A 13,670-nucleotide genomic window follows, 5' to 3' on the forward strand; every position below is an offset into this window, starting at 1 on the left:
GGCGCACCTTTCTCGGCGTGAGCGCGCTGGGCGTGCTCGGTCTCGCCGGCTGCGGTGGCGGCACCCCCGCCGCGCCGCAGGTGGACGTCCAGGTGCCGCAGGCCCTGCTCGACCAGGCCGCGTCACTGCGCGGCGGGCAGGTGGGCATGCTCTCGCAGAAGCTCTACTCGGAGTCCGCCAACAAGGCGCTCGACAGGTCGTTGCAGGTGTTCGCGGAGGCGACCGGCACGACCGTCCGCAACGACCTGGTCTCCGGGGACGCCGGGGACATGGTCGCGAAGATGGACGCCGAGGTGAAGGCGGGCACCAGCCGCGACCTCGCGTTCGTGAGCGACCGGCGGTTCGTCGGCCAGTTGCACAACCTGGGCGCCCTGACCGACGTCACCGACGTGGTCGAGGAGATGCGCAAGCTCTACGGCGAACCCGCGACGGAGGCGAGCACGTACTGCGTGTTCGGCGGCCGCTGGTTCGCGATCCCGTACCACTTCATCGCGTCCGCCATGTACCTGCGCAAGGACTGGTACCAGGAGAAGGGGCTGCCGCTCAAACCGCACTACACGTGGGAAGAGTTGCGCGACAACGCCCTGGAGGTCTCGGACCCGGCGAAGAAGCGCTTCGGCTGGGGCCTCACGGTGAACCGCTCCGGCGACGCCAACGGGTTCATCGCGAACGTCGTCAACTGCTACGGCGGCGCGATCGCGGACAACACCGGCACGAAGGTGGTGTTCAACTCGCCGGAGACCGTCGCCGCCGTCACGTTCATCGGCGACATCTACACGAACCCGAAGTACACGCCGATGCTGCCGCCGGGCATCGGCAGCTGGACCGACTCGAGCAACAACGAGAACTGGCTCGCGCAGATCCTGGGCCTCACGCTCAACCAGTTCAGCGTCTACGCCGACTCGAAGACCAAGAACAACCCGGTCTACGGCAACACCCACCCGTTCAACGGCGCCACCGGTCCCGCGATCGACAAGCCGCTCGCGTTCGGCGAGTCCAACTCGTTCGTCGTGTTCAAGGGCGCGAAGAACGCGGACCTCGCGAAGCTGGTCGCGAAGTACATGGTCAGCGGGACCGCGCTGCTCGGTGTCGCGAAGGGAGCGCCGTGCCTGGTGAACCCGTCGTGGGACAAGGTGTGGGACTCCGACCCGTACTACACGAGCGGTGACCCGGCCTTCCCCGCTCTGCGGGAGCAGACCCGCACGCCGCTCCCGGTGAAGACGAAGACCGGGTTCGCGTTCCCGCAGGCACCGAGTCCGGGGGAGCAGGCCGCCACCGCGGCCTACCTGCTGACGGACATGATGCAGTCGGTCATCCAGGGCACGAAGCCGGCCGACGCCGTTGCCGCGACCCACGCCCGGATGGTCCAGGTCTTCGAGCAGCAGGGCTACAAGCAGTGACCGTCCTGAAGGAACGTCCGGCGCCGGTTCGTCCGGCGCAGGGCAGGTCGTCCTCGCTCACACCGTCGCAACGGCTGCTCGGACGCGACTGGCGCCTCGGCGCCGTGTTCATCGGGCCGACGCTGGTGCTGGTCGCCGGCCTGATCCTCTTCCCGATCCTCGACTCCATCGTCACGAGCACCACCGAACGGCACGGCGCGGACACGGTCTTCGTCGGGTTCGACAACTACACCGCGCTCCTCGGCGACTCCGTGTTCCACACAGGAGTGCTCAACTCGTTCGTCTTCACGGCGTACGCCGAGATCTTCAAGGTGACGCTCGGCCTGATCGCCGCGCTGATGCTGCACCACATGCGCCGCGGCCGGGCGATCGTCGCCGGGCTGATCCTGCTGCCGTGGGTGGTGCCGACCGTCGTCACGGCCTTCACCTGGCGGTCGTTGTTCGACCCGATCTTCGGCAGCGTCAACGTGCTGCTGACCGACTCCGGGATCGGGCCCGCCCTCGCCGCGATCGGGCTCGTCGACCGGTGGCCCGCGGAGTGGCTGTCCGACCCCGCGCTGGCGATGCCCTCGGTCATCCTGGTCAACGTCTGGAAGGGCATCCCGTTCTTCACGGTGACGTTCCTCGCGGGCCTCAAGGCGATCGACGGGCACCTCTACGAGGCGGCGGTCGTGGACGGTGCCTCGCCGTGGCAGCGGTTCCTGCACATCACGTTGCCGGGCCTGCGGAACGTCATGATCGTGACGGTGCTGCTGTCGTCGATCTGGACGTTCAACAACTTCGACCTGATCTGGCTGATGACCCAGGGCGGGCCTGGAGACGCCACCGCCCCGTACGTCATGGTGGCCTACTCGAAGGCGATCCAGCAGTTGCAACTGGGCGCGGGCGCCGCGGTCACGCTGGTGATGCTGCCGATCATCGCCGTGCTCGTGGTGATCCTCGTGCGGATGATGCGCCGCAACGACCTCCCGGTGCCGAGCGACCTGGGACGCCGGCGACTGACCCCCGCGCAGCGCCGGGCGTTGCCGTGGGTGGTCGTGCTCGCCTCGACGCTCCTGCTGGTCTGGGCGTCGCCGCACATCGTGTGGAAGGCCGCGCTGGTGCTGGGCGTCTTCGTGGTGCTCGCCGCCGCGGTCGGCCGGGTCGTCTCGGTGCTTGCGACGCGGGGCAACCGGCTGGCCGCACGGCTGGTCGGCGGCACCGGTTCGGGCATCGCGCTCGTGGGCCTGCTGGGGTTCGTGCTGGCGCCGTTGTACTGGATGGCGGTCACGGCCTTCAAGTCCGACGACCAGATCGTCGCGCGCACCGACGACCTCTGGCCGACGCCGTGGACCACCGAGCAGTTCACGAACCTGTTCGCGGACAGGGCGTTCGGCACCTGGTACCTCAACACGATCCTGGTGTCGGTCGCGTCCACGGTGATCGCGCTGGTCTGCGCCGCGCTGGCGGGCTACGCGTTGGCACGCCTGAGGTTCCGCGGCTCGCAGAGCTTCACGGTGACGATCCTGCTCACCTACGTCATGCCGGGCGCGCTGCTGTTCATCCCGCTGTACCAGATGATGAGCGGCATCGGGCTCAACGACTCGTTGTGGTCGCTCGTGCTCGCCTACCCGACGTTCACCCTGCCGTTCGCCACGTGGCTGCTGGTCGGGTACTTCAAGTCGATCCCGGCGGACCTGGAGGAGGCCGCGCTGGTCGACGGCTGCACGCGGTTCGGCGCGTTCCTGCGGATCACGTTGCCGCTGGCCAAACCGGGCCTGCTCGCGGTCGCGCTGTTCACGCTCACGAACGCGTGGAACGAGTTCCTCTTCGCGTTCGTGTTCATCACGAACGACGACTACAAGACGCTGCCCGTCGGCATGCAGTCGATGATCTTCGGTGACGTCGTGCCGCAGGGTCAGCTGGCCGCGGCGTCGTTGCTGATCAGCATCCCGGTCGTGGTCATGTACGGCTTCGGGCAGCGGTTCCTCACCGAGGGCCTCACCGCGGGGGCCGTGAAGGGATGATCACGGAGGAGCACGTCGCCACGGCGTCGCGGCCGAGTGCCCTGCGGATCACCGACCTGCGGGTGGCCAACGTGGACGGTGTGCCGTTCCGCTCGTCGATCATCCGGATCGACACGAACCAGGGCCTGTCCGGCTACGGCGAGGTGCGCGACCAGGCGAGCGCCACCTACGCGCTCGTGCTCAAGAGCAGGCTCGTCGGCGAGAACCCGTGCAACGTGGCCAAGATCTTCCGCAAGATCAGGCAGTTCGGGCACCACGGCCGCCAGGGCGGCGGGGTCTCCGGCGTCGAGATGGCGCTGACGGACCTCGCCGGCAAGGCGTACGGCGTGCCCGCGCACGCGTTGCTCGGCGGCCGTTTCCGCGACTCGGTGCGCTGCTACGCCGACACCCCGTCGCTGCCGGACCCGGTGGCGATGGGCGAGCGCCTGCTGGAGCGCAAGGAACGCGGGTTCACGATGCTGAAGATGGACGTGGGCATCGACCTGCTGTGGGACGTGCCGGGCGCCCTGATCGCACCAGCGGGAGCCCGTGCGGACCTGACGACGATGCACCCGTTCACCGGCATCCAGGTCACCGCCAGGGGAGTCGAGCACCTGGCGTCCTATGTGGACGTCGTGCGGTCCGTCGTCGGCTACGACGTCGCGCTCGCCGCCGACCACTTCGGTCACATCGCGCTGGACTCGTGCATCCGCATCGGCCGCGCGCTGGAACCGTTCGCACTGGCGTGGATCGAGGACCTGATCCCGTGGCAGCTCACCGATCAGTGGCGGCAGCTGACCACGTCCGTCACCGTGCCGACGTGCACCGGCGAGGACATCTACCTGCTCGACGGCTTCCGCCCGCTGCTCGACGCCCACGCCATCCGCGTCGTGCACCCCGACCCGGCCACCGCGGGCGGGATGGCGGAGACCCAGCGGATCGGCGACTACGCGCAGGACCGCGGCATCCCGATGGCGTTGCACCTGGCGGCGTCCCCGATCGCGACGATGGCGAGCGTCCACCTGGCCGCCGCCACGGAGAACTTCCTCGCGCTCGAGCACCACGCGGCCGAGGTGGAGTTCTGGAGCGACCTCGTCACGGGACTGCCGCGGCCGTTGATCCAGGGCGGGCACATCGCGGTGCCGGACACGCCGGGGCTGGGGTTCGGGGAGGTGGACGAGGACCTGGTGCGGCACCACCTCGATCCGCGCGACCCGGTGTTCTTCGCGGAGACGACGCGGTGGGACGGGGAGTCGAGCCACGACCGGCTGTGGAGTTAGGAACGGGTCGGCGGGTTCGCGGCTCGTTCGCACCCGTGGTGCTAGGCCTTGCCCTGCTCCGCCCGCCACCGCTCGTACTCCGGCTGAGCCTCGTCCGACAGCGGGTAGTACCGGCGCAGGTCGCCCCCCTCGGCCAGCCGGATCCGCGAGAACTCCTCCCACTCCGCGTGTTCCCGCGCCACGGCCACCAGGGCCGGCGCGAGCTTCACCGGCACCACGACGGCGCCGTCGTCGTCCGCCACCACGATGTCGCCCGGCTCGACGAGCGTGCCTCCGCACGCCACCGGCACGTTCACCGCCGTCGGGACGATGCCGGTCTGGGCGTGGTAGTTCGGCGTGGCGCCGCGGATCCACAGGCCCAGGCCCAGTTTCCTGGCCTCGCCGATGTCGCGCAGGCAGCCGTCGATCACCACGCCGAGGCCGCCGCGGCCCTGGAAGTACGTCAGCATCATCTCGCCGAACACGCCGCTGTTCATGTCGCCGCGCGCGTCCACGACGATCATGTCGCCGGCCTGCGCGTGGTACATGACGTGCCGGTGCAGTTGCTTCTCCGGCTCGGCGTACTCCTCGTCGGGGTAGAGGTCCTCCCGCTTGGGCAGGAACTGCAGGGTCAGGGCGGGGCCGGCCACGCGCACGCCCGGTGTGACCGAGACCGGGCCGCTGATGAACGCGCTGCGGATGCCCATGCGGCTGAGCTCCGCGCTGGCCGTGGCGCTGCCGATGCTCGCCAGGGCCGCGCTGAGCTCCGCCGGCGGGCGAACGATGTCGTGCGTCTCGACCACGTCGTGGCTCCCTCGGTCCGCGGTGCCCGCAACTGCCTGGGTGCGAACCCGAGCCTAGTGCAGAAAGCGCTGGTGCAGAACGGAAATGGGCGGTCGAATCCCCTGTGGATCGCGTTCGTCCGGACGGGAGATGTTTCCGCGCGCTGGTTGTGGGCACCCGGCAGACGTAGTACCGCAAGCCGCTGTTGAGGGAGGACCGACGTGGGTACCGACGACAAGATCGACGCCAAGGCCGACCAGCTCAAGGGCAAGGTCAAGGAAGGCGTCGGGTCTGCGACCGACGACCCCGGCCTGGAGGCCGAGGGCAAGGGTGACCAGGCGAAGGGCCACCTGAAGGACGCGGCCGAGAAGGTCAAGGACGCCTTCAAGAAGGACTGACCTGCGCAGCCCGATGAGCGTGCATCACCCGGTGCACGCTCATCGTCATGTCCCGGAAAGGTCAGAACGGGAACCGGCCGCGCCGCCAGTGCCAGTGTCGGCCGGCGCGCAGGTGGTCGACGATCGCGCGCTGCAGCACCGTGTCGCGCGGTAGCCGGTCGAGTGGCGTGGTCAGCGTGCGGAACACGAACCGCAACACCTCGACGTCGGCGTTGACCCCCTCCGTCTCCTCGTACGGCTCCAGTTCGAAACGTCGCTGGAACCGCACGATGTTCGAGTCCTCGGGCAGGTACTCGCGCAGCTGGGGGTCGAGCAGCCAGGAGCCGCAGGAGAACTCCGAGTAGTGCTCCTCGGGGAAGTGGCGCGGGAAGAACGCGCGCGCCACGTCGAGCGACGAGGCCACGGCGTCCGGGGTCAGCGGGCCGGAGTCGGGGATGTGCAACGAGAGAGCGCTACCACCGCGGTGGTGCTGCAGGCGGCCCAGTTCGTAGAGGCCGCCGCGCACGTGCAACGTGAGCCAGCTCTGCATGACCGGCCAGCCCTCGCCGCGCATCCGCCGGTCGACCGCGAGGTTGCGGCCCAGGTCCGCGAGGGTCGCCCACGTCACGGCGTCGGGAACGTCGTGCGCGCGGTGGTACTCCCGCACGACCCCGGTCAGCGCGAGGTACGCGTACACGTACAGGTGCCGCCAGGCGGGACCACGGTCGCGGGGCAGCTCCGGACCCGGTGGCAGCCAGTCGTGACCGCCGAGGTCCGCGCGGACCAGAGCCGTCGAACGGTCGAGCAGCCAGCGCAGCTCCGGCGTCCACAGAGGAGAGTCGGACCGGGGCCAGCCCGCCATGATCTCGGCGGCGTCGTCCGGCGGCACCGCCAGCCGGTCGAGCAGGGCGCGCGCGTCGGTCTCGGCGGGCAGGGGAGCGGACGGGCCGTCGCCCGCGAGCCGGTGCACGCGCTCGACCCCCTCGACGGGAACCCCGAGCCGTTCGGCGGTGTCGTGCAAGTCCACGGGGACGACAGTACCGGCGGCACGAGTCGAACGCGCGGCCCGCGTTCGACCACGGAGCGCGTCGAATTCGTCGATGTGCGAAGGGTTTTCGGCTCCCGACCTTGACGACGGCGCAGTGCCGTGCCAACTTCCGAACCATGTCGCCACCGCGGTTCGCCCGCTCCGCACTGGTCGTGCTCCTCACCGCGCTGGCCGGCGTCCCGGCGGCACAGGCCGCGCCCGGCGTGCTCGACCAGGCGCACACCGCGGGCCGGGTCACGCACTCCGGCCAGTATTCCTGGCCCGGCGTCTACTTCGAGGGCCGGTTCCGCGGCACCGGCGTCGGCATCACGCTCAACGACGCGGCGAGCTTCTACGACGTGCAGGTCGACGGGCGCACCGTGGCCACCCTCTCCAGGCCGGGCCGGATCACCTACCGGGTGAGCGGTCTGCGCCACGGCGAGCACCGCGTCCGAGTCGTCAAGCGGTCCGAAAGCCCCTGGGCGGCCGGGGAGTTCGGTGGTTTCAGCGGCACCGTGCTGGCCAAGCCGGCCGCGCGCAGCCGCCAGATCGAGTTCATCGGGGACTCGCTGACGGCGGGCTACGGCAACCTGTCGACGACGCGGGACTGCTCCGCGAACGGCGGCGTCGACCAGAACACCCACGCGGACCTCACCTTCGGCGCGCTCACCGCTCGGGCGCTGAACGCGGACTACCAGATCAACGCGTTCTCCGGCCGAGGCATGGTGCGCAACTACAACGGCGGCGAACCCGGCACCAGCTACCGCACCTACTACGACCGGGCGCTGCTCAACGTCGACGGCGACGTGTGGCAGAACCCCGGCACGTGGCGGCCCCAGCTGGTCGTGGTCGGGCTCGGCACCAACGACTTCTCGACCCCGCTGCGGCCCGGCGAGCAGTGGCCGGACCAGGCGAGCCTGGTGGCCGCGTACAAGTCGGCCTACCACGGGTTCCTCGACAAGCTGCGCGCCCGCTACGGGTCGGGCGCGGCGATCGTGGTCAGCGTGCCGGAGGCGACCGGCGCGTTCGCCGACGCGGTCCGGCAGGTCGCGCAGGAGCGGGCGGACAGCCGCGTGCACCACTGGAACTACGCGGATCCCGCCCTCGACCGGCTCGGCTGTGACTGGCACTTCTCGCTGCGCGACCACCGGCTGATCTCCGGTCTGCTCACCGACTACATCGCTCGTCTGGGGCTGGCGTGGTGAGGCGCTGGGCCGCCGTCACGGCCGCCGCCCTGGCGTTCGCGAGCGTCACGCCTGCGAGCGCGGCGCCGGCGGCCACCGGCACGTTCTCCGTCCTGAGCTACAACGTGGCGGGCCTGCCGGAGGGGCTGTCCAGCGGCAACCCGAGGGTGAACACCCCGGTGATCGGGCAGCGGATCGGGCCGTACGACATCGTGCACGTGCAGGAGGACTTCAACTACCACGCGTCGTTGTACGCCAACGACAACCACCCGTTTCGCACGCCCACCAGCGGCGGCGTCCCGTTCGGCGACGGGCTCAACACCCTGTCCGACCACGCGTACTCGGACTTCACCCGCGACCGCTGGGACCGGTGCAACGGAACGGACTGCCTGACGCCCAAGGGGTTCACGTGGGCGCGGATCCGGGTGGCGGAGGGCGTGCTGATCGACTTCTACAACGTGCACTCGAACGCCGGCAGCACCGAGGCCGACCTCGCGGCCCGGCGCGCCAACACCACCGAGCTCTCCCGGTTCGTCGCCGCGAACTCCGCGGGCAACGCCGTCGTCATCGCCGGCGACACCAACACCCGCTACACCCGTGCCGGCGACAACATCCGCGAGCTCGTCGCCGCCAACGGCCTCACCGACGCCTGGGTGCAGGAGGAACGCGGCGGTGTGCCGCCCGCGCCGGACAGTCCCGCGCTGGTGTGCGACGACCGCGCCGTCACCGACGCGTGCGAGGTCGTCGACAAGATCCTGTTCCGCGGCAACAGGTACATCACGCTCGACCTCGTCCGGTACGCGAACGAGAACGCCGCCTTCCGCACCGCCGACGACAAGATGCTCTCCGACCACTACCCGATCACGGCCGAACTGCGCTGGACGCTGAACCCCGCGCTCTCGCTCAGCGACCAGGTCGGTGGCCCGCACGGCACGCCGTTCACCGACGTCGCCACGGTTCCGCTGGTCCAGCGCGTCACGAAGGTGAGCCTCCGCGCCGGGTCGCGGCTCGACCAGGTGGGCCTGACCTTCGCCGACGGGACGTCCTCCAGCCACGGCGGCACCGGCGGCACGGCCCGGGAACTGGTGCTGGCCGAGGGAGAACACCTGAAGTCGGTCACGCTGCACCAGGGCAAGCACGACGGGCGCACCAGGATCTTCCACGCGGGTTTCACGACGAGCACCGGCCGCACCCTGTCCGGCGGCGCCACCACGTCCGGCCCGGTCACGCTCACGGCGCCGGAGGGCTGGCAGATCGCCGGTTTCCACGGGCGCGCGGGCAGCGAGGTCGACGCGCTCGGCGTGATCTTCACCAGGACGGCGTGACGGCGGGCGGCATCCTCGCAACCGCGCCGCACCACCGCAACCGGACTCCCGGCCGAAAGTACGAGACGGCCCTCGAGGTCTCGCACCCCGTTCCGAGCCGGTCCTACGGTCGTGATCATGACTACTGCAACGGGTAGGACCACGCCGCCGGGCACCGTCAACGCCGCGTTCGCCGGCTTCCTGGTGTCGTGCGTCTTCGCGGTGACGTCCATCGGTGTCCTGGTGGGCACGCGCGACGCCCTCGTCGACGCGCTGAGGGCGTCCGGAACGCAGCTGACCGAGGAGCAGTTGCAGAGCGCGGCGACCATCACCCAGGTGACGTTCGCGGGCGTCGCACTGGTGATCGCGCTCGTGCAGCTGTGGCTCGCGTTCAAGCTCCGCGCGGGTCGCAACTGGGCGAGGATCGTGCTGACCGTGTTCACGGTGTTCCAGGTGGGCAGCCTGTTCGTCGGCGAGGGAACGGCGACGCTGCCCGCGTACGGCGGGGCGCTGGTGGCGGCGCTCGCGGTCGTGGCGAGCTACCTGCCCGCGTCCAACGAGTACTTCCTCCGCGTCCGGCAGGCGCGGTAGCGGAGAATGTCCGCATGACCGCAGGGGGAACGCCGGCGCGGCGCGGTGTGTTCGTCGCCGAGGTCACCGTGCTGGTGGCGGCGGTCGTGGTGGACGCGGTGCTGGCGAGCGGCGGGGAGACACCCCGCGGGCTGCTCGGCCCGCTGCTCTCGATGGTGGTGCCGTACTCCGGCGAGGCCGTGGCGGTCCTCGCGGTGCTGCGGCGCAGGTTCCCCCGCCGGCTCGAACTGCTGGGCTGCGCCGCCATCGGCCTGTCCCTGCTCGGCACGGCCGCGGGCGCGTTCGTCGACGAGGTTCCCGTGCGGCCGCCGGTGACGGAGGTGCTGGCGGTGCTGCTGGTGGCGGGTGCGGGGTGTCGCCGGCTCCCGGCGGTGCGGGCGGCGGCACTGGCCGTCGCCGCCTGCGCCGCCGTCGTGCTGGCTCCAATGACGCGCTACGGCCTCGGTTTCCCGGCCGCGCTGCTCACCGTGGCGGCCGCGCTGGCGTGGGGCGCGGCGGTCGCCCTCGGCCTGATCCTGCGCGACGCGGACGCCCGGCACCGCCGCGAGATGGAGCGGATCCGCACCGAGGACCGCCTCCAACTCGCCCGCGACCTGCACGACCTGGTGGCGCACCACGTCACCGGGATCGTCGTGCGGACGCGGGCGGCCCAGGCGCTCGCGGAGAACCCGGCGGCACCGCCCCAGAACCCGCTCGACTTCTACGACCAGATCGAGCAGGCGGCGGCCGAGGCGCTGACGGCGACCCGCGGGCTCGTCGGCGTGCTGCGCAGCGACGAACCACTGCCGTCGCCGAGCCTCGCGCTGGGCGACGTGGTGCGCGCGGCGGTGGGGGAACAGGCCTCCGCACGGGTGGCCGACGAGGTGGACGGCCTGCCGCTGCCGGCACCGGTCTCCGTTGCGCTGCACCGGGTTCTGCTGGAGGCGCTGACCAACGCCCGTCGGCACGCGCGGGCCGCGGACGTGCGCGTGACGGCCTCCGCGGACGGGGACGAGCTCGTGCTGGAGATCGACAACGACGGCGTGCCGGCGGGAGAGCCGGCGGAAGGCGGGCACGGCATCATCGGCATGGCGGAACGGATGACCGCGCTCGGCGGGGAACTGACCGCGGGCCCGCACGGCGACGGCCGCTGGCGGGTCACGGCGCGGTTGCCCCGCGAACCCGAAGCACCGCAGGGGATCTGATGACGATCCGAGTGCTGATCGCGGACGACCAGACCCTCGTCCGCACCGGCTTCCGGCTGGTCCTCGACGCCGAACCGGGCATCACGGTGATCAGCGAGGCCGCCGACGGCGAGTCGGCCGTGCGCCTGGCGCGGCAGCTGCGCCCGGACGTGGTGCTGATGGACATCCGCATGCCGAAGCTCGACGGCCTGCGCGCGACCGAGCTGCTGGCCGGACCGGGCGTCGCGGATCCGTTGCGGGTGCTGGTGGTCACGACCTACGACGTCGACGAGAACGTCTACGCCGCACTGCTCGCCGGGGCGTGCGGGTTCCTGCTCAAGGACGCCCGGCCGCGGCTGCTGGTGGAGGCCGTGCACGCGGCGGTGCGGGGAGAGGCGCTGGTCTCGCCCGCCGTCACCGTGCGGCTGCTGTCCCACTTCACCGGCGGTGCCGGCCGCGGGCAGGCGCACACCCCGCTCACGGGCCGGGAGCTCGACGTCGTGCTCGCGGTCGGGCGGGGTGCGACCAACGCGGAGGTGGCCGAGCGCCTGCGCGTCTCGCTGTCGACGGTGAAGTCGCACCTGGCGAACGTCCAGGAGAAGATCGGCGCCCGCAACCGGACCGAGATCGCGATCTGGGCCTGGCGCACCGGTCTGCTCAGGTGAGGGCGGGCCGCCGCACGACCACGGTGCCCGCCACGATGTCCCCGAGCCGCTGGTTGCGCGGTGTCACCGCGATCAGCACGGCGCCCACCAGTCCCAGGAACAGCCCGTCCACCACCATCAGCAGCCACCGCACGAAGTAGTCCCGCAACGACGGCTCGGCGCCGCGCAGCGTCGTGATCCGGATGCCGAGCCAGCGCATCGCGGGCGTCGACCCGCCGTGCCGGTACGGGTACCAGATCTCGAGCCACAGCACGCCCAGCACCGACACCACCGCGATCGAGCTCACCGCGACGACGGCGAAGTGCTCCGGTGGCATGCCGAGCTTGACCAGGACGAGCGAGAGCAGGAAACCGGGGACCAGGCCCAGCACGGCCGCCACGACCAGCAGCGCGAACTCGATCACGTGCTGGGAGTACCGGCGGAGGACGATCGACCGGGCTTCGGCGTCGAGTGCCACGAGCACATCCTGGTGGTGCGGTGCCGGGGTTGTCGAACGCCGCGGACCCGGGCCGCACCGGGTCCGCGGCGTCCAGGATCAGCCGACGCTGCAGGAGATGCTGGGCCAGTTCCAGTTGCCGCCGTGCTGGATCGTGAAGCCGAACGTGTTGCCGTTGCCGTTCGGCCGCGCCACCATCACGTTGGCCGAGGGCCAGGTCGCGCTGGTGTTCCAGGTGGCGATGACCCGCTGGGGAGAGCTGACGGTGACCGTCACGACCCAGTTGTCGGTACCGCTCACGGTCACGTTGCCGTTGAAGCGGTCACTCCACTTCTCACCCTCGGAGTACGTCGCGGTGCAGCCCCCGCCGCCGGGGTTGCCGGACGTCGTCGTCGTCGTGCTCGTCGGCGGGGTGGTGGTGCCCGTGCCGCTGTTCAGGACGTTGAGGACGGAGTTGTACGCGGCCTTCTTGTTGCCACTGCCGTCGAACAGCAACGGCGTTCCGGACGCGCGCCACGAGTCCGTGTCGCGGATGCCCCACACCGTGATGCCGGTGCAGCGCGGGACGGACAGGCAGGCCTGCGTGACGCCCTGGTACTGCTGCGCCTGCGAGCTGCCGGAACCCTCGATGTCGAGTTCGGTGATCTGCACGTCCACGCCCAGGGCGGCGAAGTTCTGCAGAGTGGTGTGGTAGTTGGACGGCACCGGGTTGCCGCTGTTGAAGTGGGCCTGGAAGCCGACGCAGTCGATCGGGACGCCGCGGGACTTGAAGTCCTGCACCATCCGGTAGACGCCCTGGGTCTTCGCGTGCGACCAGTTGTCGGTGTTGTAGTCGTTGTAGCAGAGCTTCGCGTTCGGGTCGGCGGAGCGGGCGGCGCGGAACGCGGCCTCGATCCAGTCGTTGCCGGTGCGCTGGAGGTTGGAGTCGCGGCGGCCACCGCTGCTGCCGTCGGCGAACGCCTCGTTCACCACGTCCCAGGCGTAGATCTTGCCGCGGTAGTAGCTCGCGACCTGCGTGACGTGGTTGAGCATCGCGTTGCGCAACGCCGTGCCGGACATGTTCTGCATCCAGCCCGGTTGCTGCGAGTGCCAGGCGAGCGCGTGCCCGCGGATCCGCTTGCCCTGCCCGCGGGCCTGGTTCACGATCCGGTCCGCGTTGCCGTAGCTGAACTGACCCTGGTTCGGCTCGGTCGCGTCCATCTTCATCTCGTTCTCGGCCGTGACCATGTCGAACTCGCGGTTCAGGATCCCCACGTAGGTCGAGTCACCGAGCTTGTTCGCCGCGACCGCGGTGCCGAAGTACCGGCCGCTCTGCTGCGCTGCCGCGGCCAGGGTGGAGGCGGCACCGCTGGCCGGTCCCGCCGCGAGCACGGCGGCTCCCACCGAGGCGGCGACGAGTGCGGACACGAGTGAGACCCGTGCGACTGACTTCGCTGTCAGCGTCATTGTTCGGCGCTTTCTGAGAAGCACCCGCGAGTGCGCGGGTGGAATGGTTT

13 protein-coding genes are annotated in these 13,670 nt (G+C 70.7%); 9 read left to right on the plus strand and 4 right to left on the minus strand.

Translation table 11 applies throughout. The features are described from left to right. The first annotated feature begins 17 nt into the window (after positions 1-17). Genes ABZX02_RS01350 through ABZX02_RS01360 form a run of 3 tightly spaced genes read left to right on the plus strand, consistent with a single transcriptional unit; the run spans position 18 to position 4,665 of the window. Positions 18-1,400 carry an extracellular solute-binding protein gene (locus tag ABZX02_RS01350; RefSeq protein WP_355294102.1) on the plus strand — a complete coding sequence of 461 codons (1,383 nt, stop codon included), beginning with the start codon at positions 18-20 and terminating at the stop codon, positions 1,398-1,400. Beyond that, a complete protein-coding gene (locus tag ABZX02_RS01355; protein ID WP_355294103.1) occupies positions 1,397-3,406 on the plus strand; it encodes an ABC transporter permease subunit in 2,010 nt (669 codons plus the stop codon). The genes ABZX02_RS01350 and ABZX02_RS01355 overlap by 4 nt, the downstream gene beginning before the upstream one ends. Further along, a complete protein-coding gene (locus ABZX02_RS01360) occupies positions 3,403-4,665 on the plus strand; it encodes a mandelate racemase/muconate lactonizing enzyme family protein (protein ID WP_355294104.1) in 1,263 nt (420 codons plus the stop codon). Before ABZX02_RS01355 ends, ABZX02_RS01360 begins: the two co-directional genes overlap by 4 nt. A 41-nt stretch (positions 4,666-4,706) precedes the next feature. On the opposite strand, the gene ABZX02_RS01365 is transcribed toward ABZX02_RS01360, so the two are convergent. Beyond that, entirely contained in the window at positions 4,707-5,447 is a 741-nt protein-coding gene (locus ABZX02_RS01365; RefSeq protein WP_355294105.1) for a ribonuclease activity regulator RraA, read from the minus strand. A 201-nt stretch (positions 5,448-5,648) separates the two neighbouring features. On the opposite strand from ABZX02_RS01365, the gene ABZX02_RS01370 reads away from it, so the two are divergent. Next, the gene (locus ABZX02_RS01370; RefSeq protein WP_355294106.1) at positions 5,649-5,825 is read left to right on the plus strand and encodes a CsbD family protein; all 177 of its coding nucleotides are present in this window, start codon (positions 5,649-5,651) and stop codon (positions 5,823-5,825) included. 61 nt (positions 5,826-5,886) lie between these two features. On the opposite strand, the gene ABZX02_RS01375 is transcribed toward ABZX02_RS01370, so the two are convergent. Then, on the minus strand, positions 5,887-6,831 hold the full coding sequence (locus ABZX02_RS01375) for an acyltransferase domain-containing protein (protein WP_355294107.1): 945 nt from the start codon (positions 6,829-6,831) through the stop codon (positions 5,887-5,889). 137 nt (positions 6,832-6,968) lie between these two features. Here ABZX02_RS01375 and ABZX02_RS01380 point away from each other — a divergent pair, with 137 nt between their 5' ends. The 5 genes from ABZX02_RS01380 to ABZX02_RS01400 all read left to right on the plus strand — a co-directional run bounded on the left by ABZX02_RS01380 (position 6,969) and on the right by ABZX02_RS01400 (position 11,738). Then, positions 6,969-8,036 carry an SGNH/GDSL hydrolase family protein gene (locus tag ABZX02_RS01380; protein ID WP_355294108.1) on the plus strand — a complete coding sequence of 356 codons (1,068 nt, stop codon included), beginning with the start codon at positions 6,969-6,971 and terminating at the stop codon, positions 8,034-8,036. Next, on the plus strand, positions 8,033-9,340 hold the full coding sequence (locus ABZX02_RS01385) for a jacalin-like lectin (protein ID WP_355294109.1): 1,308 nt from the start codon (positions 8,033-8,035) through the stop codon (positions 9,338-9,340). The genes ABZX02_RS01380 and ABZX02_RS01385 overlap by 4 nt, the downstream gene beginning before the upstream one ends. A gap of 117 nt (positions 9,341-9,457) precedes the next feature. Continuing rightward, positions 9,458-9,910: a hypothetical protein gene (locus ABZX02_RS01390; protein ID WP_355294110.1), complete on the plus strand. Its 453-nt coding sequence runs from the start codon at positions 9,458-9,460 to the stop codon at positions 9,908-9,910. A gap of 14 nt (positions 9,911-9,924) precedes the next feature. Further along, a complete protein-coding gene (locus ABZX02_RS01395; RefSeq protein ID WP_355294111.1) occupies positions 9,925-11,094 on the plus strand; it encodes a histidine kinase in 1,170 nt (389 codons plus the stop codon). Beyond that, on the plus strand, positions 11,094-11,738 hold the full coding sequence (locus tag ABZX02_RS01400) for a response regulator transcription factor (RefSeq protein ID WP_355294112.1): 645 nt from the start codon (positions 11,094-11,096) through the stop codon (positions 11,736-11,738). Before ABZX02_RS01395 ends, ABZX02_RS01400 begins: the two co-directional genes overlap by 1 nt. Here ABZX02_RS01400 and ABZX02_RS01405 read toward each other — a convergent pair. After that, a complete protein-coding gene (locus tag ABZX02_RS01405) occupies positions 11,731-12,195 on the minus strand; it encodes an RDD family protein (RefSeq protein WP_355294113.1) in 465 nt (154 codons plus the stop codon). The two genes, ABZX02_RS01400 and ABZX02_RS01405, sit on opposite strands and share 8 nt — an antisense overlap. Positions 12,196-12,273: 78 nt before the next feature. After that, positions 12,274-13,620: an endo-1,4-beta-xylanase gene (locus tag ABZX02_RS01410; protein WP_355294114.1), complete on the minus strand. Its 1,347-nt coding sequence runs from the start codon at positions 13,618-13,620 to the stop codon at positions 12,274-12,276. Between the last annotated feature and the right edge of the window lie 50 nt (positions 13,621-13,670).

This window comes from Lentzea sp. NPDC003310 (genome assembly GCF_040610935.1).
Classification (GTDB): Bacteria; Actinomycetota; Actinomycetes; order Mycobacteriales; family Pseudonocardiaceae; genus Lentzea.

Coding starts and splice junctions, on each gene's coding strand:
- ABZX02_RS01360 (WP_355294104.1), top strand. CDS start 3,403: ATGATCACGGAGGAGCACGTCGCCACGGCGTCGCGGCCGAGTGCCCTG.
- ABZX02_RS01400 (WP_355294112.1), top strand. CDS start 11,094: ATGACGATCCGAGTGCTGATCGCGGACGACCAGACCCTCGTCCGCACC.
- ABZX02_RS01380 (WP_355294108.1), top strand. CDS start 6,969: ATGTCGCCACCGCGGTTCGCCCGCTCCGCACTGGTCGTGCTCCTCACC.
- ABZX02_RS01395 (WP_355294111.1), top strand. CDS start 9,925: ATGACCGCAGGGGGAACGCCGGCGCGGCGCGGTGTGTTCGTCGCCGAG.
- ABZX02_RS01390 (WP_355294110.1), top strand. CDS start 9,458: ATGACTACTGCAACGGGTAGGACCACGCCGCCGGGCACCGTCAACGCC.
- ABZX02_RS01410 (WP_355294114.1), bottom strand. CDS start 13,620: ATGACGCTGACAGCGAAGTCAGTCGCACGGGTCTCACTCGTGTCCGCA.